23 protein-coding genes are annotated in these 25,667 nt (G+C 56.6%); 10 read left to right on the top strand and 13 right to left on the bottom strand.

Annotated elements, in window-relative coordinates; translation table 11 throughout:
• Positions 1-30: 30 nt before the first annotated feature.
• Complete coding sequence (locus H4J77_RS08535; protein WP_182247869.1) at positions 31-777, top strand: ABC transporter substrate-binding protein; 747 nt, start codon at positions 31-33, stop codon at positions 775-777.
• Here the strand turns inward: H4J77_RS08535 and H4J77_RS08540 are convergent.
• From H4J77_RS08540 to H4J77_RS08565, 6 genes are all read right to left on the bottom strand, one after another.
• Entirely contained in the window at positions 741-1,976 is a 1,236-nt protein-coding gene (locus H4J77_RS08540) for a heme biosynthesis HemY N-terminal domain-containing protein (RefSeq protein WP_123889369.1), read from the bottom strand. The genes H4J77_RS08535 and H4J77_RS08540 overlap by 37 nt on opposite strands.
• Complete coding sequence (locus tag H4J77_RS08545) at positions 1,969-3,168, bottom strand: uroporphyrinogen-III C-methyltransferase (protein WP_182247871.1); 1,200 nt, start codon at positions 3,166-3,168, stop codon at positions 1,969-1,971. The genes H4J77_RS08540 and H4J77_RS08545 overlap by 8 nt, the downstream gene beginning before the upstream one ends.
• 11 nt (positions 3,169-3,179) lie before the next feature.
• Positions 3,180-3,941 carry a uroporphyrinogen-III synthase gene (locus tag H4J77_RS08550; protein WP_182247873.1) on the bottom strand — a complete coding sequence of 254 codons (762 nt, stop codon included), beginning with the start codon at positions 3,939-3,941 and terminating at the stop codon, positions 3,180-3,182.
• Positions 3,938-4,876, bottom strand: a complete 939-nt coding sequence (gene hemC / locus H4J77_RS08555; protein ID WP_123889372.1) for a hydroxymethylbilane synthase — start codon at positions 4,874-4,876, stop codon at positions 3,938-3,940. Before hemC ends, H4J77_RS08550 begins: the two co-directional genes overlap by 4 nt.
• Positions 4,877-4,948: 72 nt before the next feature.
• Positions 4,949-5,704, bottom strand: coding sequence for a LytTR family DNA-binding domain-containing protein (locus H4J77_RS08560; protein WP_123889373.1), 756 nt, complete (start codon positions 5,702-5,704; stop codon positions 4,949-4,951).
• 3 nt (positions 5,705-5,707) lie between these two features.
• A complete protein-coding gene (locus H4J77_RS08565; RefSeq protein ID WP_259364782.1) occupies positions 5,708-6,769 on the bottom strand; it encodes a sensor histidine kinase in 1,062 nt (353 codons plus the stop codon).
• A gap of 107 nt (positions 6,770-6,876) precedes the next feature.
• On the opposite strand from H4J77_RS08565, the gene argH reads away from it, so the two are divergent.
• The gene (gene argH, locus H4J77_RS08570) at positions 6,877-8,271 is read left to right on the top strand and encodes an argininosuccinate lyase (RefSeq protein WP_182247877.1); all 1,395 of its coding nucleotides are present in this window, start codon (positions 6,877-6,879) and stop codon (positions 8,269-8,271) included.
• A gap of 92 nt (positions 8,272-8,363) precedes the next feature.
• On the opposite strand, the gene H4J77_RS08575 is transcribed toward argH, so the two are convergent.
• The 7 genes from H4J77_RS08575 to H4J77_RS08605 form a co-directional block, all read right to left on the bottom strand.
• Positions 8,364-9,722, bottom strand: a complete 1,359-nt coding sequence (locus tag H4J77_RS08575) for a hypothetical protein (protein ID WP_182247879.1) — start codon at positions 9,720-9,722, stop codon at positions 8,364-8,366.
• A gap of 143 nt (positions 9,723-9,865) precedes the next feature.
• Positions 9,866-10,966 (bottom strand): agmatine deiminase, encoded by a 1,101-nt coding sequence (aguA, locus tag H4J77_RS08580; protein ID WP_182247881.1) that lies wholly within the window; start codon positions 10,964-10,966, stop codon positions 9,866-9,868.
• 6 nt (positions 10,967-10,972) lie between these two features.
• On the bottom strand, positions 10,973-11,851 hold the full coding sequence (gene aguB / locus H4J77_RS08585) for an N-carbamoylputrescine amidase (RefSeq protein WP_123889378.1): 879 nt from the start codon (positions 11,849-11,851) through the stop codon (positions 10,973-10,975).
• Positions 11,852-12,026: 175 nt separating this feature from the next.
• Positions 12,027-12,806: a zinc-dependent peptidase gene (locus H4J77_RS08590; protein WP_123889379.1), complete on the bottom strand. Its 780-nt coding sequence runs from the start codon at positions 12,804-12,806 to the stop codon at positions 12,027-12,029.
• The gene (locus H4J77_RS08595; protein ID WP_123889380.1) at positions 12,803-13,435 is read right to left on the bottom strand and encodes a TetR/AcrR family transcriptional regulator; all 633 of its coding nucleotides are present in this window, start codon (positions 13,433-13,435) and stop codon (positions 12,803-12,805) included. The genes H4J77_RS08590 and H4J77_RS08595 overlap by 4 nt, the downstream gene beginning before the upstream one ends.
• 11 nt (positions 13,436-13,446) lie before the next feature.
• Complete coding sequence (locus H4J77_RS08600) at positions 13,447-14,712, bottom strand: FAD-binding oxidoreductase (protein WP_182247883.1); 1,266 nt, start codon at positions 14,710-14,712, stop codon at positions 13,447-13,449.
• 78 nt (positions 14,713-14,790) lie between these two features.
• Complete coding sequence (locus tag H4J77_RS08605) at positions 14,791-16,197, bottom strand: glutamine synthetase family protein (RefSeq protein ID WP_123889382.1); 1,407 nt, start codon at positions 16,195-16,197, stop codon at positions 14,791-14,793.
• 281 nt (positions 16,198-16,478) lie between these two features.
• Between H4J77_RS08605 and H4J77_RS08610 the strand changes: the two genes are divergently transcribed.
• The 8 genes from H4J77_RS08610 (at position 16,479) to H4J77_RS08645 (ending at position 25,497) form a co-directional block, all read left to right on the top strand.
• A complete protein-coding gene (locus H4J77_RS08610; protein ID WP_123889383.1) occupies positions 16,479-17,240 on the top strand; it encodes a gamma-glutamyl-gamma-aminobutyrate hydrolase family protein in 762 nt (253 codons plus the stop codon).
• 7 nt (positions 17,241-17,247) lie between these two features.
• On the top strand, positions 17,248-18,594 hold the full coding sequence (locus tag H4J77_RS08615) for a glutamine synthetase family protein (RefSeq protein ID WP_123889384.1): 1,347 nt from the start codon (positions 17,248-17,250) through the stop codon (positions 18,592-18,594).
• A gap of 65 nt (positions 18,595-18,659) precedes the next feature.
• Positions 18,660-20,033, top strand: coding sequence for an aspartate aminotransferase family protein (locus H4J77_RS08620; RefSeq protein ID WP_123889385.1), 1,374 nt, complete (start codon positions 18,660-18,662; stop codon positions 20,031-20,033).
• Positions 20,034-20,141: 108 nt separating this feature from the next.
• Positions 20,142-21,236, top strand: a complete 1,095-nt coding sequence (locus H4J77_RS08625; RefSeq protein WP_372237882.1) for an extracellular solute-binding protein — start codon at positions 20,142-20,144, stop codon at positions 21,234-21,236.
• A gap of 110 nt (positions 21,237-21,346) precedes the next feature.
• Positions 21,347-22,438 (top strand): polyamine ABC transporter substrate-binding protein, encoded by a 1,092-nt coding sequence (locus H4J77_RS08630; RefSeq protein ID WP_310734953.1) that lies wholly within the window; start codon positions 21,347-21,349, stop codon positions 22,436-22,438.
• 154 nt (positions 22,439-22,592) lie between these two features.
• Positions 22,593-23,729: a polyamine ABC transporter ATP-binding protein gene (gene potA / locus H4J77_RS08635; RefSeq protein ID WP_182247887.1), complete on the top strand. Its 1,137-nt coding sequence runs from the start codon at positions 22,593-22,595 to the stop codon at positions 23,727-23,729.
• A 23-nt stretch (positions 23,730-23,752) separates the two neighbouring features.
• Positions 23,753-24,634 carry an ABC transporter permease subunit gene (locus tag H4J77_RS08640; RefSeq protein ID WP_177412328.1) on the top strand — a complete coding sequence of 294 codons (882 nt, stop codon included), beginning with the start codon at positions 23,753-23,755 and terminating at the stop codon, positions 24,632-24,634.
• Complete coding sequence (locus H4J77_RS08645; RefSeq protein WP_182247889.1) at positions 24,631-25,497, top strand: ABC transporter permease subunit; 867 nt, start codon at positions 24,631-24,633, stop codon at positions 25,495-25,497. Before H4J77_RS08640 ends, H4J77_RS08645 begins: the two co-directional genes overlap by 4 nt.
• The last annotated feature ends 170 nt before the right edge of the window (positions 25,498-25,667 follow it).

Consider the following 25,667-nt stretch of genomic DNA (forward strand, 5'->3'; position numbering starts at 1 on the left):
TTAGGCTAAACCTGTCAGCCAAGAGGAATCATGCGCCAACTCCTGACCCTGTGCGCTCTCAACCTATGGCTGACGACATTACCCGCTTCAGCGATAGAGTTGAACACCCTCGAGTGGCCACCCTATACCGGCGCCGGCCTGCCTGGACAGGGAGTCAATATCGAGCTCATCAGGCAGGCACTGATGAGCCAAGGACAGCCCCTAAAGGTCAATTTCATGCCTTGGAACAGGGCTATAACGTCAGCACAGACGCTTTCCGCGCAGACTGGCTACTTCCCGGTATACCGCTCACAAGGTGCAAGCTGCAATTACTCGGAAAGCCTCGGCACCAGCCTATTGGTCATGGCTCAGCGCCAGGACAGTGTGCTTAGCTGGAATAGCATTGACGATCTTGCCGATTATAAAATTGGCGTTGTCAGCGGTTACAACAACTCTCCCGAGTTTGACCAAAAAGTGTCTGAAGGAAAACTACAGGTTGAAAAGGCGGCGAGCGATCGACTCAACCTGCTAAAACTACTGTACCGGCGCATCGACTTCGCCGTGATCGATAGCGAGGTCATGGCGTACTGGCTGGAAAATGACCCCGAACTACGTCAAAGCCCGACAGCACTAACATATCACCCCATGCCGTTGGCTGAACTCACACTGCATGTTTGCTTCGTCTCTGGCCCCGAGGCAAACCATGCGCGTGAAGTGCTGAATCGCGGACTAAAGACACTTCAAGCGCACAACCCGCAGAGTCAGACCGAAGACGGGAGCGGCAGCGCCGGCAAGTGATCCTCGAGTATCTCAAAACCGTCCCGGATAGTGCGTTGAGCTCCGGCACTATCGCCCATGCGATCCAGTAAACGCGCTAACTCGGCGCAAGTCTGGATATCGCGCTTACTGGCAAAGCTGGCTTCCAGATAATCCCTTGCCTTACCCCACAAGCTGTTTCGCTGAGCCAGACGTCCCGCAGCCAAAAGCAAGGTCGCGTTATTCGGATGACTCTGCAACCATTGTTCTGCTGTAGCCAGCTGACGCGCAGCGTCGCGACCTTGCAGCAAACCATACAAATTCATCAGCCGGTCGTTGTAACTGCTCTGCAAAGCTTTTCGCAGCGCTTCCTCAGCCAATACATCGCTACCCTTGGCGCGCAACTGAAGACAGTACGCTTCCACTACCAGGGGATCGTCGTGCATACGCTTGGGCATCTGCTCCCACGCAGCGATAACCAGGCTGGCCGGGTTCACATCGGCAGGTGCGGCGCGCTGGCCCGCCTGCTGCAGCAGAGCGCTGTGAACTTGATACTCCAACGCATCCTGATCGGCCGCCTTAAGCACCTGCTGCTTACGTAACTCTGGCAACAACTCAAGCAGACGCTCCCAATCCTCCAGACGCAAATACACCTGACTCATCAGTTTGAGCGCGTAAAGGTGTTTGGGATGATCCTTGCGCAACCGAGTAAGGGTCGCCAGCGCCTGTTCAAGCTGGCCTCGAGCGATCTGCAACTGCGCCTGGGTTATAGCAATGGCAACATCAGCCTTGGGGGTCGTTTCGTAGGCCTCGCGCAACAGGCTGTCGCACTCACTATAGTCCTCCATCTCCTGCGCAGCTCTGGCAGCAACCAGGTAATTGATCAACGGCAATTCAGCATGCGGTGCGGATTTTTTCAACAGCCGCAGCGCTGACTTCCAGTGCCCTTCCGCAAACTCCAGTAACCCGCGAGTCGCCACCACGTTGGCTCGCTGCTGAAGGTTGCGCTGCGACCAGGGGTTGATGCGGCGTCCCGAGGCATTAATCACGCGGATCACCGCCCGCACCAGCAAGATCAGTAGGCAAAGCGCCAGCAGAAAGCCAAAACCAACCCAAATACTGGTTTCAATCGAGACATTACGCCAGGCAATCAACAAATACCCAGGATCTTCCGCGATCGCCATGCCCAATAAAGCCGCCACCAGCAGAACAGCGAGCACCGCTATATAGCTTTTACTCATCGCCGGCCTCCGACTGTTTAGCCGCAGAGGCAGAACGTCGATTCTGAATATAAGTAGCCAAGCTTTGCTGCAGCGGCGCCAACTCAGGCGGATTCAAGCTCACCGCCTGCTCATGCAGCTCCTGCAATTGCTTCTGCATGCCCTGAACCTGCGGATTTTTCAGCTCGAAATACTGCGACAACATCTTTTCAGCCTGTGTCAGGCTAGCTTGATACACCTCAGTCTCGCCGCGCAGGGCCGCCCATTGAGCTTGCTCCATGGTCAACTGCAAGGTGCGCTGGACGCGCTGCATCTCAGCTTCGTCCAGCAGAGGCGTAATCACCTTGCCGCGCTGGAAATCAACCCTGACATAGCGCTCCAGGCGCATCAGCACGCGATCCCAACGATCGCGGCGCTGCAGGCGATCAGCGTATTCTTCTTCAGTTGAAACTTCATCCGGATCAAACTCGGGGACCGGTAACAGCACCAAGCGCTCAACCTGGTCACGCAGCGCGGCAAGACGCAGAAAGACACCAGGACGATCCAGCTCCGGTAGACCTTCAAGCTGTGCCTGGTATTGCGCCAACTGTTGACGAACGCCGTAGAGCCCACTGTCCGGCATCGACTTGAGGATGCCATCTACCGTACCCAGCAGCTCGCGCGCCGCGTTTACATCCTGCACCGCCAGCAAGCGCAGCGAAGCCAGGCGCAACAGATATTGAGCTTCAGCCAGCTTCCAGTCTTCTCGACCATCACCCTGCAATATATCCAGTCGCTCGCCGATGGCTTGCTGACTGCGCTGCATTTCTGCTACCAGCCGCTGCATGGACTGCCAGTCATCGCCCTGTGGCACGCCTTCCAGGCGGCCATTCATTTGCTGCAAGCGCTGCTCACCGCCCGCCTGCACTTGCTCGAGCAAGACTTGCATCTGCACTTGCTGTGCCTGGCGCTGCTGCCACTGCCACAGACTAAAGCCAAGAGCTACAAGAGCAACCAACAGTGCCAACCAGCCTAGCCCCCGCCCATTACCGGGAGATTTGGCCCTGGGCGGCACGCCAGGCTTGGCTGGCTTACGAACGGCATCCGGCTTGGCCGCGGACGCAGACGTCTTCGACTCTGCCTTGTCATTCGAGGCCGCTGGTGCAGATGATGGTTCTGCAGCGCTCGACGCTGTGCCGTTATCCGTTTTGTTATTCGATTCTGTTGGTTCCACGCCTTTCCCCTTTAGTCCTTCAGCGGGTGTGCCCGCACAGCCTCGACGATGGCTGCATCATCTGCACCCTTGCAGATTACTACATCGTGACACCCAAGGTCAGTGGCCTGTGCCGCAACCCTGGCACTCGGCACCCAGCAGCGCCAATTGCGCTGGCGCTCCCAGTCGGCGCCCGCCGCCTCGTGCCAATACAGTAACGACTGGCTACTGAGCACTACTATTCCGCCAACGCCCCGCGCAGCCATGAGCGACAGCCCGCTAGACAAACCTTCTGGGACGCGCCGCTCATAGAGTTCAAGATAGTCGACCTTACCGCCTGCAGCGCGAACCTGATCGGCGAGATGCTCGCGACCACCCAGGCCACGCCATATCAAGACCTTAAGGTCCGCACGAGAAAAATGCGCCTGCCATAGCGGCAACCGCAGCAATGCTTCGCTGTCCTGACCATCACCTGGCAACTGCACCGGCAAACCAAACTGCTGCAGCGGCTTGGCACTGCCGGGGCCCACCGCCAGCCAGTCGATACCGACCGGCGTCTGCGGCCAATACTGATCCAGTCGCTGCAGACCCAGGATCGCCGCCAGCCGACTGACGACGATAACCACCTGATAGCGGTCAAGCTCGAGCATCAACCGACGCTGTTCGCCCGTCTCAGTGAGGGGCGCAAGCTCCAGTAGTGGCAGGCTTTCACTGCTAACACCCTGCTGCTGGAGCTGTTCGGCCAGCCGCTGATTATCCCCCTGCTGACGAGTGAGCAACACGGACTTACTCACCGCGGCGGCTCACCTTCATAGACGGCGTCGAGGATGGCTTGCGCGCCTTGACCAAGCAAATCCTCGGCGACCGAAATACCCAATGCTTCAGGGTCGGACTCGGCTCCAACCGCTTCAGCCCGGAGCAGGCGGGTTCCATCCGGATCGCCAACCAGCCCACGCAGCCATATTTCCCCATTGGCACGTTCGGCATAGCAGGCGATGGGTACCTGACACCCGCCGTTAAGGCGAGTATTCAACGCTCGTTCCGCGCGCACACGCAACGCGCTGTCTTCATCGTTCATCTGCGCCAGCAGCGCATGCAACTGCGTATCGCTGGTGCGACACTCAATGCCGACTGCGCCCTGGCCACCGGCCGGCAAACTTTCTTCCGGCGGCATGGCATAACGTATGCGGGAATCAAAACCCAAGCGCATCAAACCGGCCGCGGCCAGAATGATCGCGTCGTACTCGCCAGCATCCAGCTTGGCCAGACGCGTATTCACGTTGCCGCGCAAGAAACGCACTGTCAGATCCGGGCGACGCGCCATCAGCTGCGCTTGCCGCCGCAAACTGGAAGTCCCGACAACACTGCCTGCCGGCATCGCATCAACCTTGTCGTGATGATTCGACACAAAGGCATCGCGCGGATCTTCACGCTCGCAAATCGCATAAAGCCCAAGGCCTTCGGGAAATTGCATGGGCACATCCTTCATGGAGTGCACGGCAAGATCGGCTTCGTCATTGATGATCGCCGTTTCCAGCTCCTTGACGAACAGGCCCTTACCGCCAATTTTGGCTAACGGCGAGTCAAGTAGCTGATCGCCACGGCTGACCATGGGCACCAGGCTAACCTGCACGGAAGGATCGAGTTGTTCGAGGCGCGCTTTGACGTATTCGGCCTGCCACAGGGCCAAAGCGCTCTTGCGGGTGGCAATTCGCAGATGTCGAGTCATGGGATTCTCATTAAAAACCAACCTGCATGATACGCCATGACCTTCCGGGCATCCATGCGGGTCGCTGACGCATCACTTTTGCAGATGATCCATCAAACGGCGCACCCCCGGCACGTGGCGGCGACTGACCGTCAGAGTCTCGCCCTCAAGATCCCTCAGGCGTAATTCGGAATGGCCCATGGCCGTGCGCTGAAGGCATTCGATGCGCCGGCGCGCCACCAGTGCGTTGCGATGAATACGGACAAACTCGTCGCCAAACTCTTCTTCCAGCGACTTTAGCGGCTCGTCAAGCAGGACCTCGCCGCCGAGATGGCGCAAGGTGACGTACTTGTGGTCGGCAATAAAATAGAGCACATCCTCAATCGGGATGAGTTCAATACCCTTACGTGTACGTGCGCTGATGTGACTGCGCGCCTGTCCTGTTTCACCTTGGTCACTGGCTTTGCCCAGGCTCGCCAGTTGCATGCGATTAGGCCGCTGCGCCTTGGCCAGCGCGCTGGCCAGATCTTCGCTACGCACCGGTTTCAGCAGATAGCCCACCGCGCTGACCGCGAATGCATCCAGTGCGTACTCACCATGCGCGGTACAAAAGACCACGGCGGGCGCGTCACTGCTTTCACAGAGCTTTGCGGCCGCTTGCAAGCCATCCAGGCCAGGCATGCGAATGTCCAGCAGCAGGATATCCGGCCGCAACTCTGCTACCAAGCGCAGAGTCTCGTGACCATTACTGGCCATATCTGGCAGGACCTGATAGCCAGGCAGCGCGCTAACCAGCCGGGCCAGGCGCTCGCGCGCCAAGGGTTCATCGTCAGCGATCAGTACTTTCATGCCTCAATGACTTCTCTGCTGTAGTGAAGGCGTTTGCCTACAAGGATAGACCAGCCTGCTGAAGAAGCATGAGCCCTCACGCCAAAGCTCGACCTTAGCCTCTTCACCGAACAGCGTCTGCAAGCGTGCACGGATATTCTCCATCGCCATCCGCGCCCCCTGATGATTGCCCGTTTCTTCAGGACAGGTGTTACGCACCATAAGTTCAACCTGCTGATCGGCGTACTCGGCAGTGATAACAATTTCGCCGCCATCAAGTCGCGGTTGCAGCCCATGCAGAATGGCGTTCTCCAGCAGGGGCTGCAACGTCAACAATGGCATGGGTGTGGCATCCGGCAAGGACGCCACGTGCCAGATAACGCGCATACGGTCGCCCAGACGGTACTGTTCTATACGTAAATAGCCTTCGCATAAGCGTCGCTCCTCAGCCCAGGTCGCCAGACTGTCGGCACTACCCAGATTGGCACGAAAAAGATCGGAAAGATCCAGCACCGACTGCTCCGCCTTGTCCGGGTCGCTGGCAATAAGGCTGACTATGCTGTTGAGGCTGTTGAACAGAAAGTGCGGACGGATTCGCGATTGCAGCGCCTGCAGGCGAGAACGCAACTCGGCCTGACTTTGGCGCTGCCACTGCTGCTGCAAATAAAAATAACGCAGCAGTAGACTGGTCATGATCAGCGCGATCACGCCGTGGCGGAGCAATTGCTCGGTTTGCCAGTGAAAGGGGCCTGACATACCACGATAGACAATCCAGTCACCTATTACCGTAAAGCCGAGCGTCAATCCCACGACCACGGCAAAGCAAGCCGCAATCGCCAACCCCAGCGGTCGGCGCTGCATCCAGCTGCGCAGGCGACAAAGCAACGCCGCCGAGAGCAATACCACCCATTGTACGAACAAAGAGGCCATTGCCAGCCCCAGCCAGTTGAAGCCATCTACTGCCGGCTGCGCCAAAACCCAGACCAGCACCACCAGTTGCGCCAACACCACCAGGGTAAAAACGGCAACAGACGAGCACAGGTCGGGGAGGAAAAAATCTTCCCCGGCATAAGGTTGCTTGAGCAAGGACCAGAATCCGTTCTTCATTACCCAAGTGTCTGCCAGCCGGACGCCATCGCGCAAGCGTGAAATGATATGCTATGGGCTTTTACTTGCCGCGGAAAAACCGACATATGAGCCAAGACCAGACAACAAATCAATCCTGGGGTGGCCGGTTCAGCGAACCGGTTGATGCCTTCGTCGCCCGCTTTACCGCCTCGGTGGATTTCGACAAGCGCCTTTACAAGCACGACATCCAGGGTTCCATCGCCCACGCCACCATGCTGGCTCAAGTCGGCGTACTCAGCGATGCCGAGCGCGACACCATTATCGAAGGCCTGCGCGCGATCCAGACTGACATTGAAAACGGCCAGTTCGACTGGCGTGTCGAGCTGGAAGATGTGCACATGAACATCGAAGCCAAGCTGACCGACCGTATCGGCATCACCGGCAAGAAGCTGCATACCGGACGCTCACGCAACGACCAGGTAGCAACCGACATTCGCCTTTGGCTGCGCGAAGAAATCGACATCATCCTGGTTGAGCTCGCGCGACTGCAAACCGGCCTGCTCGACCAGGCTGAGCGCCACAATGCGATCATTATGCCCGGCTTTACTCACCTGCAAACCGCACAGCCAGTGACCTTCGGCCATCATCTGCTGGCCTGGTTCGAGATGCTCAGCCGTGACCGTGAGCGTCTTCTGGACTGCCGCAAGCGCGTCAACCGCATGCCTCTGGGTAGCGCGGCACTCGCCGGTACCACCTATCCGATTGACCGCAATATCACCTGCGAGCTACTCGGTTTTGACGCCGTTTCCGGCAACTCGCTGGACGGGGTATCCGACCGCGACTTTGCCATCGAATTCTGCGCTGCTGCTGCTCTGGCAATGATGCACTTGTCACGCTTCTCTGAAGAGCTGGTGCTCTGGACCAGCGCACAATTCAATTTTATAGAACTGCCCGACCGCTTCTGCACCGGCTCCTCGATCATGCCGCAGAAGAAAAATCCGGACGTCCCTGAGTTGGTGCGCGGCAAGTCCGGGCGTGTTTACGGTCACCTGATGGGCCTGCTGACCCTGATGAAAAGCCAGCCACTGGCCTACAACAAGGACAACCAGGAAGACAAAGAGCCGCTGTTTGATGCGGTCGATACCCTGCGTGACAGCTTGCGCGCCTTCGCCGACATGATCCCGGCCATCCAGCCACGCGTAGAGGTTATGCGTGAAGCAGCACTGCGCGGCTTCTCAACCGCGACCGACCTTGCCGACTATCTAGTGCGTAAAGGCCTGCCATTCCGGGACTGCCACGAGATCGTAGGTCACGCGGTCAAGTACGGTGTAGACCACAAGAAAGACTTGGCAGAAATGAGCTTGGCAGAGCTACGCCAGTTCAGCGACCAGATTGAACAGGACGTATTTGAGGTATTGACGCTGGAGGGGTCGGTAAACGCGCGCGACCATATCGGCGGAACAGCACCGGCTCAGGTGCTCGCTGCGGTAACGCGTGGCCGCGAGCAGCTAAACCGCTGACTAGAGTGCGCCGCGCCAAGCGGCGCCACTTGTTACTGCGCACAAAAAAGCCCGCCGGACATACGTTCGGCGGGCTTTTTAATGGCTAACAACTAGCCCTCGTCTGTCTGCTCGACCGACAACACATAGTCACCTGTTTTGCCGTTTTCATAAGACTTGGCCGTCAAACGGTAGCTGCCAGCGTCCAGATAACGACCGATACGCGAGTTGGTACCACCGGCACCATCGTCATCCTCAAGATCCATACCTTGACCTTCCATGTGCAGCACGGCATCAAAGTCGGATGAGACCAGATCAACTTGGTAAAAACCCGGCTCGCTGATGACCAGCGTGACCTGGCTACCTTGGTCACCGCGCAAACGTCCGGCTACCGCTTCTCCAGGGCGAACGCGGTCACTTCGACTGCTGACCGCCCGCACAGAGCTGGTCAGCGCAAACAAGCCTGCGGCGCCGTTCACGGTAGACGCGGAGATACGATAATTACCGGGCTGAACCAACGCGGTAATTTGGGCATCATAATTATCGCCGCTATCGTCATCCTCAGCATTAACACCCGGGCCTTGCAGCTTCAGGTAGCTATCCACATCACTGGAACTCATATTGACACGGAGCAGAGCGCGTTCGGTGATGTTTATCCGGTAATGCTTCTCACCGCTATCGGCCAAACCGTTAATGGTCTGACCTACACTAATTTCACCACCGTTGGTTAGCTCCACCCCCTCAGGTAATGCCTTGCGACCAACCTGCAAATCGTAAGTACCTTCCGGTGGCTGATCTAGAGCGGTGGCGGTAACTGTGTAAGTAATACCTGGCTGCAATTGTGTTACCAGCTGTGAGTCGGTTGACTGGGCAGTATCGTCATTTTCCAACTCCAGGCCACCACCGCTGAGCTTGAGGACAGTATCAAGCTCACTTGATCCCAGGTTGATCTCATACAGCCCCGCCTCGCCAACAGTGAGCTGGTAGTCGTTGGCGTTTTGATTACGAGACAACAGACCGAATACAGATTCATCAACCTGCAGATCGCCGCCATTTTGTGCGGTAATCGTATCCAGCTCTAGCGTAAATGGACCATAACCATTATCCGAGCCACCACTAACACCCAGTCGATACTTGCCAGTTGTTTCCGGAGCCAGGTGCAGAGACCCTTGGCTTGGACCTCCTACAAGCTGACCTCTGTCATCGACCAGCGTCAGGACGGCATTTTCCAACGCGCCAGTCTGACGCACACGAACTAACTCGCCCGCCTTAAGATTTAGGTAAAAGGACTGATAACGCGAGCCATCATTAACGTTGATTGGGCTTGAACTGGTTATTTCGCCCTGCAGGCGAGAAGGTTCAGTGCTGGAGACATTAGTCGCTGTATTCATGCCAGCACAACCCGAAAGGGCAACGGCCAAGCCGAGTGCGAGAGTGGTACGAGAGAACGGAAAGCTAAGAGAAGACCGCATGCAAAATCCTTCTGGAAGTTGAAACATCCTGAGCAAGTGCCAAAAAGACACCCTTGCCGCGCTAGTGAAGAAAGGAAGATTATGCCCCATCTGGCAGTGGCCGCTCCACTACCGGTTCTGGGTATGTGCGCCACTCCCGTTTTTTAGCCTGATATTGGCTGTTGCTGGGTAATACAGTGGATATTGCCACCACCAAGCAATATCTCACGCCCGGGCACAGTCACGACTCGCCGTTCAGGAAACAGTCTCTGCAATATTTCCAGCGCCACCTCATCCTGCGGATCATCAAAAGCAGGAGCAACGACGCCATCATTGACGATAAGGAAGTTGACGTAGGAGCCGGCCAGCTGAATTGCGGGGTCACGCGGCTGACTGCCGGGTACAACAGCCACACCGGCACACTCTTGCTGCGTCGCAAAGAGGGGACCCGGGATAGGTATACGATGAACCAGCAACTCCCGCCCCTGAGCATCACGCTCAGCTTCAAGCACCCTGGCAGCAGCCTGGCAACGATCGTAATTGGGGTTGGACTCGTCATCGGTCCAGGCTAGCAATACCTCACCAGGCCTAACGAAGCAGCAGAAGTTGTCGACGTGGCCATCGGTCTCATCATTGTAGAGGCCGGACGGGAGCCAAATAACCTTACTGACACCCAAGTGATCCGCCAACAAGAGTTCAATCTCTTCACGCTGCAAGTGCGGATTGCGGTTGGCATTGAGCAGACACTCCTCCGTGGTTAACAGCGTCCCCTCGCCGTCAACGTGAAAAGAGCCACCCTCGAGCACAAAACCCTCGGTGCGATAACGGGGGCAACGCTCAAGCGCCAGAATCTTGTCTGCCACCTGATCATCCAGCGCCCAATCTGCATAAAGCCCACCGTTGTCACCGCCCCAGGCGTTGAAGGTCCAGTCAACGCCGCGCAGGCCACCCTGACCATTGACCACGAAACTCGGGCCAGTATCGCGCACCCAGGCATCATTGCTGCTCAACTCTATGACCCGAATGCCTGGATGATCGAGCACTGCCGCGGCAGCGGCATACTGCTGCGCACTGGCGCAAACAGTCACGGGTTCGAAGCCGGCAATCGCCTTGGCCACCTCGGCAAAAGCCGTCTGCGCCGGCGCAGCCTGCTCACGCCAGTTATCCGGTCGCTCGGGCCAGATCATCCAGGTCTGGCTATGCGGTGCCCATTCAGCGGGCATGGAGTAACCATCCTGACGAGGTGTGCTATGCAGGGTATACATGGGCGTTCAGGACTCCAGTGAACCGTCTAACGTTTTAATCGGGCCATACAGGTTGGGCCGGCGATCACGGAATACGCCCCAAGCGCTGCGAATGTGTTCCAGTGCATCCAGATCGAACTCCTGCACCAGCACACCGGTGTCGGTTTCATTCAGTTCCTGCACCTTCTCACCAAATTGGTTAGCGATGAACGAGGAACCGTAGAAGGTGATGTCGTAGTCGCCCTGCACCTCCTTGCCAATGCGATTGCTGGCCACCAGCGGCATCAGGTTTGCGCCTGCATGCCCCTGTTGCACACGCTGCCAGTGATCACGCGAACTGATGCCGGGGTCGTGCGGCTCGCTGCCGATCGCGGTCGGATAGAACAGCACCTCAGCTCCCATCAGCGCCATGCTGCGGGCGCATTCCGGGAACCATTGATCCCAACAAATACCCACGCCAATTTTCGCGTAACGGGTCTGCCAGACCTTGAAGCCGGTGTCGCCAGGATTGAAATAGTACTTTTCATGGTAGCCCGGGCCATCCGGAATATGGCTCTTGCGGTAGACACCCAGGTTACTGCCGTCGGCATCAATAATGGCGATGCTGTTATAGCGCGCACGCCCCGCCAACTCAAAGAAGCTGATTGGTAACACCACGCTCAGTTCCTTCGCCAAGGCCTGGAAGTGAGCGATGGCGGGATTGTTGTCGACGGCTGTCGCCAGCTGTAAATAGTCCGCGTTGGGCTTTTGACAAAAATAGGGGGTTTCAAACAGCTCTTGAATCAGGATGATCTGCGCGCCTTGCGCAGCAGCATCACGCACCAGCTTTTCAGCTTGAGCAATATTGGCCTCACGATCCCAGGAACAGCTCATCTGGGTTGCAGCAACAGTGACGGTACGGGGCATGTCTCACTCCTGATTGAGTAAATAAATCTCACTCTTTATATTCGATAAATATCGGCAAATCAATCAACCAAAAAACAAATATGAATAAAACAACACTTATATATCGATTTTTATCTGCTACAACAGCTACATCAAGGCGAAACGAATAGCCCGACAGACGAATGCACAAGAACCATCAAGCTTGGCGGCCATTATCGAGCGGATCTTGTCGATAAAAATCGGCCAGATGCTGGTAAACCTCTGGCCAAGTATGGCGCAGCAGCGCCGGGCGCTCAAAAAAGGTCTCGGACAGTACCGCAAAAAACTCCGCAGGCGCCTCCAGCGCGTAGGCGTCGATCGGCAGTGGCTGACCAGCCGCAGCGCGGTGACCCAGATCATCCCAGGCGGCAGTCATATCGCGCTTCCAGGCCGCCGGACTCATGCCGTGGTGTAAAGGCGGAGCTCCATTGGCGCCGTCATGCCGCATGTCCAGAGTATGCGCCAGCTCATGAATAACCACGTTATAGCCATCACGCTGACCGGACAACTGAACATCAGCCAGCGACAGCACCACCGGGCCGCGCAGCCAGGCCTGACCGCTCAGCGCACGTTCGCCCTCATGCACCACGCCCGCTTCATCCCGCCAGCTGTGCTCGGCCCGAAAAGGGCCGTCATAGAGAATCAGCGTGTGCCAACGGTCATACCAGTCCAGCCCAAGCTCCAGTACCGGCACCACCGCCATACCGGCGATACGCAAACAGAGCTCATCACTGGCCTCGGCGTCCCCCGCCGCGTGCAGATCCTTGCGCAGTAGTAGCCGCAGAGCCAGATCTTGTAGCTTGGCACGCCGCGCGTCGCTTAGACCTTGATAAACTGCCCAGTCGCCCAAGGCCTGCTGCCACAACTCAGGGCTGATATTCATCTCCGCCAACTGGCGATCTTCACGCCATTCGGCAAAACGTTTGAACAAACTCATGACATCTCCTCGCTTGCTGGCGGCAACAGGGCTGGTAGGTACAGGCCCAGATAAGCCGTCATCATGCGCGTCGCTTCCTGACAAATCGCCGGTGTCAACTCGCCGTGCTGCTGGTAATCAACCGCCAGCAGCTTGTCTGCTGCCTGCATCGCCAAGGTGAATATATCAACCTCGGCAGGGAGCACCGGCAGCGAGAAGAACGCTTCAAGACAGTCCTGGAAGCGCCGACCCAACTGACGATCATGCAGCCGATCAGCCTGGCGCACGGCACTGAGTTCATGTGCCCCCAATAACAATTCGCGCGCCGCTGCGTTGCTTTGGTAGTAGCCCTGAAAACGCCGTTCCAACTCCGCGACCAAGACCATCCAGTTCGCGGGCGCAGGCGCTAGCGGCTGCAGCAGAAGCGCATCCAGCTCGACAAATACCTGCTGCGCCAGAGCGACGAGCACATCACCGGTTTGCGGAAAGAAGTGGTACACAGAGGAAGGCGGAATCTCGGCCTGCTCGGCAATAGCATAGATCGACAGGTCAGCAAGGCCCTGCCGATCAAGCAACTCCCGCGCGGCATGGAGTATTCGCTCAATACGCTCCTGACTACTGGCGCGGCGTTTGGGGACAGATCGGCTCATTAAAATCTCGTTCAGCGGCTATCCTGCAGACGATACCACAGCAGCGCCAAGGCTCTGATGGCAGTCTGTAACGGGGCACCCGGCGGCACCGGCCAATGCTTCGCACGCGCCATCAAATCAAAACCAGCAGCGTCGCCCTGCACCGTTTGCGCCATCAACTTTCCAGCCATCCCCGCCAGCGCCACGCCCTGCCCCGAGTACCCTTGCGCAAAAAGCGTACGCCGACCCAGACGACCAAAAACCGGTGCCTTGCTCATCGTCATCGCGACCTGACCACCCCACAGGTACTCAAAATCCTCTTCAGCCAGCGCCGGAAAAACCAGCGCCATGCGCTCACGCATGGTTGCGCGCAACGCGTTCGGCTGAGCATCACGCGCACTGGCGCGACCACCAAATAGCAGCCGGTTATCAGCACTAAGGCGGTAGTAATCAATCAGCGTATTCATATCGCAGACGGCAGCACGGGACGGTATCAACTGCGTGGCCAGCTCGCCCAGGGGCCTGGTTGCACCCACGTAACTACCAATCGGCATAAAGCCTTTGCGATACCAGGGCAGTAATTTGCCAAGATAGGCATTGCCAGCCAGAAGCAGATGCTGCGCATGCACCTGACCAGCAGCAGTGCGAATGGTTACAGTACGGCCATCTTCTTCGTAGCCGAGCACCGCCGAACGTTCGAGTATCTGTGCGCCGGCAGCCTCGGCGGCGCTTGCCAGCCCAAGAGCATATTTCAGCGGGTGCAAGTCACCACCACCCCAGTCCATTACACCGGCCTGATAATCTGCCTTGAGCAGAGACTGCAATGCATCGCGGTCATAAAACGCCAACTGGTCGTAACCTAAGGCTTCCAGTTCATGCTGCCAGCTCTGCAATTCGGGAACTTGCCTCGCCTTGTTTGCGACCAGCAAAATGCCGGCCTTGAGGTCGCAGTCGATATTGTGGCGTTTCACTCGACTACGCAGCAGTTCAACGCCGTCGAGGGTGAGCTGCCAGACTTTACGCGCATCGTCCGCGCCAAGCTCGGCGACGACACGGCCGTGATCACAGCCCAGCCCAGGGTTAATCTGCCCCCCATTACGGCCTGAACAACCCCAACCAACCTGTTCAGCCTCCAACACCGTGACCCGCACACCGGCTTCGGCCAACTCCAGTGCGGCAGAGAGCCCAGTAAACCCTGCGCCTACAATACAAACATCGGTAGTGATATCGCCCTGCAAGGCATCACGCTGCGTCACATCGCCAACACTGGCGCGATACCAGGAATCATTCATCGACATGCCATTCCCCAGCCCATAAGAAAATCCCGCCAAGCGGCGGGATTGTCTTTACTAATGTCACCCGCTTTAAGCGACTGCTTAAACCGTGTGCAGATACCACATGTATTCCAGATCGGAGATGGTCTTCTCGAACTCTTCCATCTCACTCTCTTTGCAGAGCACGAACACATCGAGGTATTCCTCACCGATGTACTCTTTCATCACTTCCGACGTTTCCAGCGCGCGCAAGGCATCGCGCAGGTTGGTCGGCAATGAGGCTTCATGCTGATCATAAGCATTACCCTCAGTCATTTCCGGCGGTTCAACCTTATTACTGATGCCGTAATGAATTGCCGAAAGCAATGCTGCCATCAGCAAGTAAGGGTTGGCGTCAGCCCCGGCCAGACGATGCTCGATGCGCATGGCCTCAGGCTCGCCACCCGGCACCCGAACAGCAACGGTGCGGTTATCGATACCCCAGGTCGGCGCGCATGGCACGAAGAAGCTCGGGCTAAAGCGACGGTAAGAGTTGACGTTGGGACAGAGGAAAGCCATGTACTCAGGCAAGGTCTGCAACAGGCCGCCTACTGCCCAGCGCAGGTTGTCGCTGAGCGTGCCATCGGGGTTAGGCGAAAAGATATTATGCCCCAACTCATCAAGCAGACTGATATGCACATGCATACCGTTACCGGCCTGATCGTAATAAGGCTTGGCCATGAAAGTCGTGTCCATTTCATGGTCGTAAGCTACGTTCTTGATAACCCGTTTAAGCAGCACGTTGTAATCGCACGCGATGACCGGATCATCCACGTGATGCAGATTCACCTCAAACTGCCCCGGTGCCGATTCGGCCACGATGGCGTCAGCGGGGATGCCCTGCTCGTGGGCAGCTTCGATGACGTCCTCAAGAAATTCTGCATACTCGTCAAGGTCATCCATCGAATAGACCTGAACCGAGTTGGGACGCTTGCCAGACATCGGTGAGCGCGGTGGCTGCGGCCGGCCGGTGAGGTTCTCCTGGTCAATCAGGTAGAACTCCAGCTCGAAGGCAGATACGGGGGTCAACTTGAGGTCTTTAAAGCGTTCGACGATGCGTTGCAATACATAGCGGGGATCAGCGAAGAAGGGAGTCTTGCGGTCAAACTCATACATGGTCATTAACAACTGACCCGTTGGCCGCTTCTGCCAGGGCTCTATATTAAGAGTACCCGGAATAGGCAAACAGATCCGGTCGGCGTCACCGATTTCCAGACCCAGTCCTGTTTCTTCTACTGTCGTGCCCTGAATATTCAAGGCAAAAACCGACGCTGGCAGAGCGATGCCTTTCTCAAAGGCCTTCAACAGCGCAGAGCGATCAATTCGCTTACCGCGCACAATGCCATTCATGTCTGCAATAAGCAGGTCTATAAAGTGTATTTCCGGATGCTCGGCTAAAAAGGCCTCAGCTTCCTGGATGCTGACGGGCTCGTTCGCTGTCACAGCATCCGCTCCGGCTTGGGGTTGCATGGGTTGTCACCTATATTTGTAAAATATATCAATCACGAAAGTCGCAAGGACAGAGTTAATCTGAAAGGCTGCATGGAGTCAATAGAGCAAAAGCTGCACATAATAGGTGCACACTGCACCAAATAAGGCCGCAAGAGCCATTTATGAGCTCCATCTCAGCGCGATTCGTTCTTCGATTTTGGCGTTTTGTGTTAAATATTTTTTATTGCTATTGTATGAAAAATCGAACAACAATGATTTCGCGTAAGTTATTCACCACAGACCTTGGACCCCTTCCAGCTATGTCCGTCGAACGCAAACCACTAATTGGCATTACCTGTTGCACCGAGCAAATCGGCCTGCATCCTTTTAACATTGTTGGTGAAAAATACATCCTCGGCGTCGTCGATGGCGCCAATGGCCTGCCGCTGCTGATTCCGGCTTTAGGGAGCGCCCTGGATACCGAGCAACTGCTGGAATTGCTCGATGGCATCATGTTCACCGGCTCGCCCTCCAACGTCGAGCCGCACCACTATAACGGCGCTGCCAGCGCAGAGGGCACCAAACACGACCCCAAGCGCGACGCGACCACACTGCCGTTGATCAAGGCGGCAATAGCACGCGGCGTACCGGTACTCGGGATTTGCCGCGGCTTTCAGGAAATGAACGTCGCCTTCGGTGGCAGCCTGCACCAACGGCTGCATGAGGTCGGTGGCTATATCGAACACCGCGAGCCCAAAGACCAGCCGGTCGACATTCAGTATGGCTTATCCCACGAGGTTCAGGTCGAACCGGGAGGATTGCTCTACGATATAGCAGGCTGTAGCTCAGCGCAGGTCAACTCTCTGCATACGCAGGGTGTAGACAAACTCGCGCCCGAGCTGCAGCCTGAAGCCAGAGCAAGCGATGGGCTGATCGAGGCATTCTCGGTCCGCCAGGCACCCAATTTCGCCCTCGGCGTACAGTGGCATCCCGAATGGCAGGTAAAGAACAACTCCTTTTACCTATCCATTTTCCAGGCGTTTGGTGACGCCTGCAGAGCCCGTGCGTCGCGGCACTCCTGAGGCAATTATGAACAAGATTGAAGCGTGGTTGAAAGAACACAAAATTACTGAAGTAGAGTGTATGGTCAGCGACCTGACCGGCATCGCCCGTGGGAAAATTGCCCCGACGATGAAGTTCATTTCGGAAAAAGGCATGCGCCTACCCGAAAGCATTCTGCTGCAATCAGTAACCGGTGATTACGTCGAAGACGACATCTATTACGACCTGCTGGATCCGGCCGACATCGACATAATCTGTAAGCCGGATGAAAACGCCATCTACCTGGTACCATGGGCGCTTGAGCCTACGGCACAGATCATTCACGAATGCTTCGACAAGATGGGCAACCCTATCGAGATGTCGCCACGCAACGTGCTCAAGACCGTACTCAAGTTATATGAAGAAAAGGGTTGGCAGCCAATAGTAGCGCCAGAGATGGAGTTCTATCTGACCAAGCGTAACGAAGATCCTGATTTGCCCTTGCAGGCACCGGTGGGTCGCTCTGGCCGTCAGGAGACCGGACGTCAGTCATTCTCCATTGATGCAGCCAACGAGTTCGATCCGCTGTTCGAGGATATGTATGACTGGTGCGAGGCCCAAGGCCTGGACCTGGATACGCTGATCCACGAGGAAGGCACCGCCCAGATGGAAATCAACTTCCGTCATGGTGACCCGCTGCATTTGGCCGACCAGGTACTGGTCTTCAAGCGCACCATGCGCGAAGCCGCACTCAAGCACGACATCACAGCCACCTTTATGGCCAAGCCCATTACCAATGAGCCCGGCAGTGCCATGCACTTGCACCAGAGCATCATTGACCGCAAGACCGGCAAGAATGTCTTCTCCAACGAAGACGGCAGCATGAGCGAGCTATTCCTGCATCATATCGGCGGCCTGCAGCGCTATATCCCCGAGATACTGCCGCTGTTCGCCCCCAACGTGAATTCGTTCCGTCGCTTCCTGCCCGATACCTCGGCGCCGGTTAACGTCGAATGGGGTGAAGAGAACCGTACCGCCGGGTTACGCGTGCCGGATTCCAACCCGCAAAACCGCCGTGTAGAGAACCGTCTACCCGGTGCGGACGCCAACCCCTATATCGCCATTGCCGCCAGCCTCTTGTGCGGCTACCTCGGCATGGTTGGCAAAATGTCGCCATCAGCCCCGGTTAAAGGCCGCGCCTATGAGCGCCGCAACCTGCGCCTGCCATTTACCCTCGAGGCAGCGCTGGAGCGGATGGAGCAATGCAAGGATGTGGAAGCCGTTCTGGGCAGCAAGTTCTGCCGCGGTTACGTCGCCGTCAAACGCGCCGAACACGAAAACTACAAACGGGTCATCAGCTCTTGGGAACGTGAGTTCCTGCTACTGAGCGTTTAACCCGCGTCATTACAGAGCCTGCCAAGCGCTAGCCCGCTTGGCAGCACGGAGATAAGGAGTACCGAATGAACAGTGAGCACAAACTAAGTACGGCCGAGCTACAGGCCATGGACACAGCGCATTACCTGCATCCCTTCACCGACCACAAGGAGCTTGGCGAGCGCGGCACGCGCATCATCGAGCGTGCCGAAGGGGTATACCTGTGGGATAGCGAGGGCAATAAGATACTCGACGGCATGGCTGGCCTGTGGTGCGTGAGCATCGGCTATGGCCGCAAAGAGCTAGCTGAAGCCGCCTACAAGCAGATGCTGCAGCTGCCCTACTACAATAGCTTCTTCCAGTGCGCCAATCCGCCTGCAGTCAAGCTGGCCAAGGCTATCGCCGACATCGCCCCAGAGCACATGAACCACGTATTTTTTACCGGTTCAGGCTCAGAATCCAACGATACCGTGCTGCGCATGGTGCGCCGTTATTGGGATCTGAAAGGTAAAAGCAGCAAGAAGACCATCATCAGCCGTATCAACGGCTACCACGGCTCGACAGTCGCCGGCGCCAGCCTGGGCGGCATGTCGGTCATGCATGAGCAGGGGGACCTGCCGATCCCGGGTATCGTGCATATCCCGCAGCCTTACTGGTACGGCGAAGGCGGCGACATGAGCCCCGACGAATTCGGTATCTGGGCGGCACAACAGCTGGAAGCCAAGATTCAGGAACTGGGTATCGACCAGGTCGGCGCCTTCATTGCAGAACCTATTCAGGGCGCTGGCGGCGTCATCATTCCACCAGACACCTACTGGCCAGAAATCAAACGCATCCTGGCCAAGTACGACATTCTGCTGATTGCTGACGAAGTTATCTGCGGCTTTGGTCGCACCGGCGAATGGTTCGGTAGCCAATACTATGATCTCAAGCCTGACTTTATGCCGATTGCCAAGGGTATGACATCTGGCTATCTGCCCATGGGCGGCGTGATCGTCAGTGACCGCGTAGCGGACACGATGATCGAGCACGGCGGCGAGTTCTTCCACGGCTATACCTACTCCGGACATCCGGTAGCGGCGGCAGTCGGCCTGGAAAATTTGCGGATCATGCACGATGAGAAGCTGATCGACTACGTCAAGCAAGAAGCGGCACCGTACTTGCAAGAAAAGATTGCCGAGCTGGCGGAGCACCGTCTGGTTGGCGAAGTACGCGGTGTTGGATTGCTCGGCGCAATCGAACTGGTAAAAGACAAGGCGACTCGGGAACGTTTCCCGGACAAGGGATCAACCGGATCTCTATGCCGCGATTTCTGTGTCAGTAACGGCCTGGTGATGCGTGCGGTTGGCGATACCATGATCATGTCGCCGCCACTGGTAATCAGCAAAGCCGAAATCGACGAGATGGTTGGCAAGATCTGGACTGTGCTGGACCAGACGGCGGAAAAGCTGGGCGTTTAAGCGCCCAGCCCTGCAACTGACTATGCTTGCCAAGGAACGTTTTACCCAAGGGGCGCCAAAGCATCCCGACACTGCATTTCCAAACAATGGATGGAGAGCTGAAAGATGATCAAGCATCTGGGCAAGACACTGCTCGCAACCGCTACCGCTGTATCCTTCAGCGTAGCGGCTCAGGCAGAAGGCGTGGTGAACGTATACAACTGGTCGGACTACATCGCGGAAGATACGCTGGCCAACTTCCAGGAGGAAACCGGGATCCGCGTTGTGTATGACGTATTCGACAGCAACGAAGTACTGGAAGCCAAGCTGCTGTCCGGTAGCTCGGGATTCGACATCGTCGTACCGTCCAACCAGTTCCTCGGCAAGCAAATCAAGGCGGGGGCCTTTATTCCGATGGATCGCAGCAGGCTGCCAAACTGGGAAAACCTGGATCCAACGCTTCTGCGGGCACTCCAGACCAACGACCCCGGCAACCAATACGCCTTTCCTTATCTATGGGGCACTACCGGCATTGGCTACAACGAAGCCAAGGTTAAGGAAGTGCTGGGCGAAGACGCGCCGATTAACTCCTGGGATCTGGTATTCAAACCAGAGAACATGGAGAAACTGGCGTCCTGTGGCGTAGCCTTCCTTGATGCCCCCGCGGAGGTCATCCCGTCTGCCCTGTTCTATCAAGGCCTGGATCCTAACAGCACCAATGCCGCGGACTATGAAAAGGCGCAGGAACTGATGATGTCGGTTCGTCCGTACATTACCTACTTCCACTCGTCCAAATTCATTACTGATCTGGCAAACGGCGATATCTGTGTCGCTGTAGGCTGGTCGGGCGACATTCTGCAGGCTGCCGCGCGGGCCGAGGAAGCCGGCAATGGCGAAGAGGTCAAGTACGTCATTCCGAAAGAAGGCGCCGCCATGTGGTTTGACATGATGGTCATGCCGCGCGACGCAAAAAATGTCGATAACGCTTACACCTTTTTGAATTATATTCTCCGCCCAGAGGTGATCGCTGAGATTTCCAACTATGTGGCTTATGCCAATGGCAACAAGGCATCCAAGCCCATGATAGATGACAGCGTACTGAACGATCCTGGCGTTTATCCTAGTGACGAGACGCTAGACAAACTGTTTACCTTGGCTGAGCTACCACCCAACATTGAACGTGTCCGCACTCGCGTCTGGACCCGTATCAAGTCAGGCCAGTAACTCACAAGACCCCATTAGCGATGGCCGGTGGCGTTCCGCCCCGGCCGAACCCAAGAAATCAGACCAGGTATAAAGCTGGAGTCTGAATAGGAGAGACCATGAAGCGTCCCATGCAGAAAACATTAATGGCCTTGACCACTGCCGCCCTCATAGGTGGCGTGGCGACGGCTCAGGCTGACGGCAAGCTGAATATTTACAACTGGTCGGACTATATCGCCGAAGACACCATTGCCAATTTCGAGAAAGAAACCGGCATTCAGGTGACCTACGATGTGTATGACTCCAATGACGTACTGGACGCTAAATTGCTGACCGGTCGCTCGGGTTTCGATATTGTCGTACCGTCCAACAATTATCTGACCAAGCAGATCGCCGCCGGCGTGTACATGGAGCTGGACCATAGCAAGTTGCCGAACATGAGCAACCTGAACCCCGAATTGATGGAGAAGATGGAAAGTATCGATCCGGGCAGCGCACACTCCATTCCCTATTTGTGGGGCACCAACGGTATTGGCTATAACGTCGAGAAAGTGAAAGCGGCACTCGGTGACGATGCACCACTGGACTCCTGGGCACTGATTTTCGACCCCCAATACACCAGCAAGCTGACCAGTTGCGGTATTGCCATGCTTGATTCGGCGGACGAGATGCTGCCAAACGCACTGGCTTACCTGGGCCTGGATCCGAATACCAATAACGCTGACGACATCAAAAAAGCGGAAGAGCTGCTACTCGGTGTGCGCAAAGACATCACCTACTTCCACTCTTCACGCTATATCTCTGACCTCGCCAACGGAGACATCTGTGTCGCTGCAGGATTCTCCGGCGATATCTTCCAGGCTGCTGCACGTGCCGAAGAGGCCGAGAATGGTATTGAGATCAACTACATAATCCCCAAGGAAGGCGCCACTTTGTGGTTTGACATGCTGGCAATTCCCAAGGATTCCTCAAACCCCGACTCAGCTCACGCTTTTATCAATTATGTGCTGCGTCCTGACGTGATCGCGCCGATCACCGACTATGTCGCTTACGCCAACCCCAACAAGGCATCGAGCGATCTGGTTGATCCGGAAATTCGCAACGATCCGGCCATCTATCCGTCTGACGAGATCATGAGCCGACTGTACGTCAACGTACCTCGTTCTATGGCTGGTCAGCGCTTGATGACTCGGGCCTGGAGCCGCATCAAGTCAGGCCGCTAACAGTAACCTGGATAAGGGCTGCCCATGGGCAGCCCTTATTGGATGTGCCACAGAATATAAGCTCGACGCGGCGCAAAGGCCGGGTCGGTAATAACAAGTGCATTCTGCCTTCCCGATAGCGCAGAAGCAGGTGGAAAGATACGCGGAGAAAATTATGGTTGGTGCAGCAGGGGCCATGAAACAGGCCATGGCCAAAGCCGAGCCCGATGAGTACGTTAAAATTGAGCGCATCAGTAAGCGTTTCGATGATTCGCTGGCAGTCGATGACGTCAGTCTCACCATCAATCGAGGCGAGATCTTCGCGCTTTTGGGTGGCTCTGGCTCAGGTAAATCTACCCTGCTACGCATTCTTGCTGGCTTTGAGCGGCCAACTGAAGGTCGGGTACTACTCGACGGCCAGGATATTACCGACCTACCGCCGTATGAACGCCCCATCAACATGATGTTCCAGTCCTATGCGCTCTTCCCGCATATGACCGTTGAGCAAAACATCGCCTTTGGTCTCAAGCAGGACAAGATGAGCCGCACCGAGACCAACGATCGTGTGCAGGAGATGCTCAAACTGGTGCACATGACCGAGTATGCCCGGCGCAAGCCTGATCAACTGTCTGGCGGGCAGCGTCAGCGCGTTGCGCTGGCACGCTCACTGGCCAAACGCCCAAAAGTTCTGCTACTGGACGAGCCAATGGGCGCACTGGACAAGAAGCTGCGTTCACAAATGCAGCTCGAGCTGGTGGAAATCATCGAGCGTGTCGGCGTGACGTGCATCATGGTGACCCACGACCAGGAAGAAGCCATGACCATGGCCCAGCGCATTGCGATCATGCACCAAGGCTGGATCGCACAGGTCGGCACGCCAATGGACATTTACGAGAGCCCACTAAGCCGTCATGTCGCCGAGTTCATCGGCAGCGTGAATATCTTTGAAGGTGAAATCAGTGTCGACGTGGAGGATCACGCGATCATCCAGTGTCCGGTGCTCGACCACCCGATCTATGTTGGACACGGTATCTCTACCCGTGCCCAAGATAAAAATATCATCTACGCGCTGCGGCCGGAAAAAGTCTGGGTTTCCACCGAAAGGCCAGACACCGAGTACAACTGGTCACACGGTGAAGTACACGATATCGCCTATCTTGGCGGCCACTCGGTGTATTACATCAAGCTCGATAGTGGCTTGATTGTGCAGGCCTTCATGGCTAACTCCGAGCGCCGTTTGCCGCGGCCGACCTGGGAAGACGAGGTTTACATCAGCTGGGAAGACGACAGCGGGGTTATTTTGCACTCATGAAAACGCCATCGCTCTCACGACTATTGCCGAGCGGGCGCCTGTGGGTCATCAGCGTGCCCTATCTATGGTTGCTGCTGTTCTTCCTGCTGCCGTTCGCCATCGTACTGAAGATCAGCTTCTCGCAGGCGGCCATTGCTATCCCGCCCTACGATCCGATTTTTCAGTACATAGAGCAAACGCTCAACGTAGTGCTCAATTTCGGCAACTATATTTTCCTCTCGCAGGACGGCCTCTATCTGGCAGCCTATCTGGGCTCGCTGCAGATTGCCTTCTTCTCGACCGTCATTTGCCTGCTACTCGGCTACCCGATGGCCTATGCCATCGCTCGGGCACCGAAAGAAAAGCAGCTGGTGTACCTGTTATTGGTGATGATGCCAACCTGGACCGCCATCCTGATCCGCGTATACGCCTGGATGGGCATTCTCAGTAACAACGGCCTGCTGAATACCGCGCTGATGTACATAGGCGTGATCAATGAGCCACTGCAAATTCTAAACACCAATATCGCCGTCTATATCGGCGTGGTCTATGCCTACCTACCCTTCATGGTATTGCCGCTGTATGCCAACCTGGTCAAACACGACAACACTCTGCTGGAAGCCGCAATGGACTTGGGGGCAGGCAAGATCAAGGCGTTCTGGACCATCACCATTCCGCTGTCCAAAAGCGGCATCATCGCCGGCTCGATGCTGGTCTTCATTCCGGTGGTCGGTGAGTTCGTCATTCCCGAGCTGCTGGGCGGCCCGGAAACCTTGATGATCGGCAAGGTGCTGTGGCAGGAGTTCTTCAACAACCGTGACTGGCCGGTGGCATCCGCGTTGGCGATAGTGATGCTGTTGATCCTGATCGTTCCCCTGATCCTGTTCCACTATAACCAAGCCAAGGAAATGGAGAAGAAATCATGAGCAAGCGTCCCGGTTTCTCCACCGTCATGCTTTGGCTGGGGCTGGCATTTATCTACATCCCCATGGTTATCCTGGTGATCTACTCCTTCAACGCCTCACGTCTGGTTACCGTGTGGGGCGGCTGGTCGGTGCACTGGTATGTCGGCCTGCTGGACAACACCCAGCTAATGAACGCGGTTAAGCGCAGCCTGGAAATCGCCTTCTTCACCGCCTGCGCAGCTGTCTGCCTGGGAACCCTGGCAGCATTTGTCATGACCCGGATCAAGCGCTTCCGCGGCCGTACCATGTTTTCCGGTCTGGTCACCGCGCCGCTGGTTATGCCAGAGGTGATCACAGGTCTGTCGTTGCTACTGCTGTTCGTGGCTATGGCGCAGATGGTCGGCTGGCCTGCAGAACGTGGCATGGTGACCATCTGGATCGCCCACGTCACCTTCTGCACGTCCTATGTAGCGGTAGTGGTCAGCGGCCGCCTGAGCGAACTGGATCAGTCTATCGAAGAAGCCGCCATGGACCTTGGCGCACGCCCCTGGAAGACCTTCCTGCTGATCACGGTACCGATGATCGCGCCGTCGATCGCTGCAGGCTGGCTACTGTCCTTCACCCTGTCGCTGGATGACCTGGTATTGGCCAGCTTCGTGTCGGGCCCCGGCTCGACAACCCTGCCGATGGAAGTTTTCTCGTCCGTGCGCTTGGGTGTCAAACCCGAGATCAACGCCATTGCCAGCGTGATTCTCCTGGCGGTGTCGATCTTCACACTGATCGCCTGGCTGATTGCCCGCGGCGCCGACAAACGCCGTGGCAAGCCACCAGAAGACGACGAAGCGGTCAGTTGGCAGGCGGTGATAGAAAGCCGTCGCAACTAACCCGTTCTGATAGCAAGACCAAGACCTTCGGCCAGGCATATTGCCCTGCCGAAGGTCTGTCCTTCCGACCTGGCTCACGTGCGCAATCAAACCCACTCCGGTTACCAGCCCCTCCTTAGCCACAGAAAACGGTTGGCATTTACGCAAAAGAGATCTAATCTAACCGTATT

This window comes from Pseudomonas sp. 5Ae-yellow (genome assembly GCF_014077575.1).
In the GTDB taxonomy this organism is placed as follows: Bacteria; Pseudomonadota; Gammaproteobacteria; order Pseudomonadales; family Pseudomonadaceae; genus Halopseudomonas; species Halopseudomonas neustonica.

Excerpts from the sequence above, each read along its gene's own strand:
- H4J77_RS08535 (WP_182247869.1), top strand. The coding sequence starts at position 31 with ATGCGCCAACTCCTGACCCTGTGCGCTCTCAACCTATGGCTGACGACA.
- H4J77_RS08540 (WP_123889369.1), bottom strand. The coding sequence starts at position 1,976 with ATGAGTAAAAGCTATATAGCGGTGCTCGCTGTTCTGCTGGTGGCGGCT.
- hemC (WP_123889372.1), bottom strand. The coding sequence starts at position 4,876 with ATGACTCGACATCTGCGAATTGCCACCCGCAAGAGCGCTTTGGCCCTG.
- H4J77_RS08560 (WP_123889373.1), bottom strand. The coding sequence starts at position 5,704 with ATGAAAGTACTGATCGCTGACGATGAACCCTTGGCGCGCGAGCGCCTG.
- argH (WP_182247877.1), top strand. The coding sequence starts at position 6,877 with ATGAGCCAAGACCAGACAACAAATCAATCCTGGGGTGGCCGGTTCAGC.
- H4J77_RS08575 (WP_182247879.1), bottom strand. The coding sequence starts at position 9,722 with ATGCGGTCTTCTCTTAGCTTTCCGTTCTCTCGTACCACTCTCGCACTC.
- aguA (WP_182247881.1), bottom strand. The coding sequence starts at position 10,966 with ATGTATACCCTGCATAGCACACCTCGTCAGGATGGTTACTCCATGCCC.
- aguB (WP_123889378.1), bottom strand. The coding sequence starts at position 11,851 with ATGCCCCGTACCGTCACTGTTGCTGCAACCCAGATGAGCTGTTCCTGG.
- H4J77_RS08590 (WP_123889379.1), bottom strand. The coding sequence starts at position 12,806 with ATGAGTTTGTTCAAACGTTTTGCCGAATGGCGTGAAGATCGCCAGTTG.
- H4J77_RS08595 (WP_123889380.1), bottom strand. The coding sequence starts at position 13,435 with ATGAGCCGATCTGTCCCCAAACGCCGCGCCAGTAGTCAGGAGCGTATT.
- H4J77_RS08600 (WP_182247883.1), bottom strand. The coding sequence starts at position 14,712 with ATGTCGATGAATGATTCCTGGTATCGCGCCAGTGTTGGCGATGTGACG.
- H4J77_RS08605 (WP_123889382.1), bottom strand. The coding sequence starts at position 16,197 with ATGCAACCCCAAGCCGGAGCGGATGCTGTGACAGCGAACGAGCCCGTC.
- H4J77_RS08610 (WP_123889383.1), top strand. The coding sequence starts at position 16,479 with ATGTCCGTCGAACGCAAACCACTAATTGGCATTACCTGTTGCACCGAG.
- H4J77_RS08615 (WP_123889384.1), top strand. The coding sequence starts at position 17,248 with ATGAACAAGATTGAAGCGTGGTTGAAAGAACACAAAATTACTGAAGTA.
- H4J77_RS08620 (WP_123889385.1), top strand. The coding sequence starts at position 18,660 with ATGAACAGTGAGCACAAACTAAGTACGGCCGAGCTACAGGCCATGGAC.
- H4J77_RS08630 (WP_310734953.1), top strand. The coding sequence starts at position 21,347 with ATGCAGAAAACATTAATGGCCTTGACCACTGCCGCCCTCATAGGTGGC.
- potA (WP_182247887.1), top strand. The coding sequence starts at position 22,593 with ATGGTTGGTGCAGCAGGGGCCATGAAACAGGCCATGGCCAAAGCCGAG.
- H4J77_RS08645 (WP_182247889.1), top strand. The coding sequence starts at position 24,631 with ATGAGCAAGCGTCCCGGTTTCTCCACCGTCATGCTTTGGCTGGGGCTG.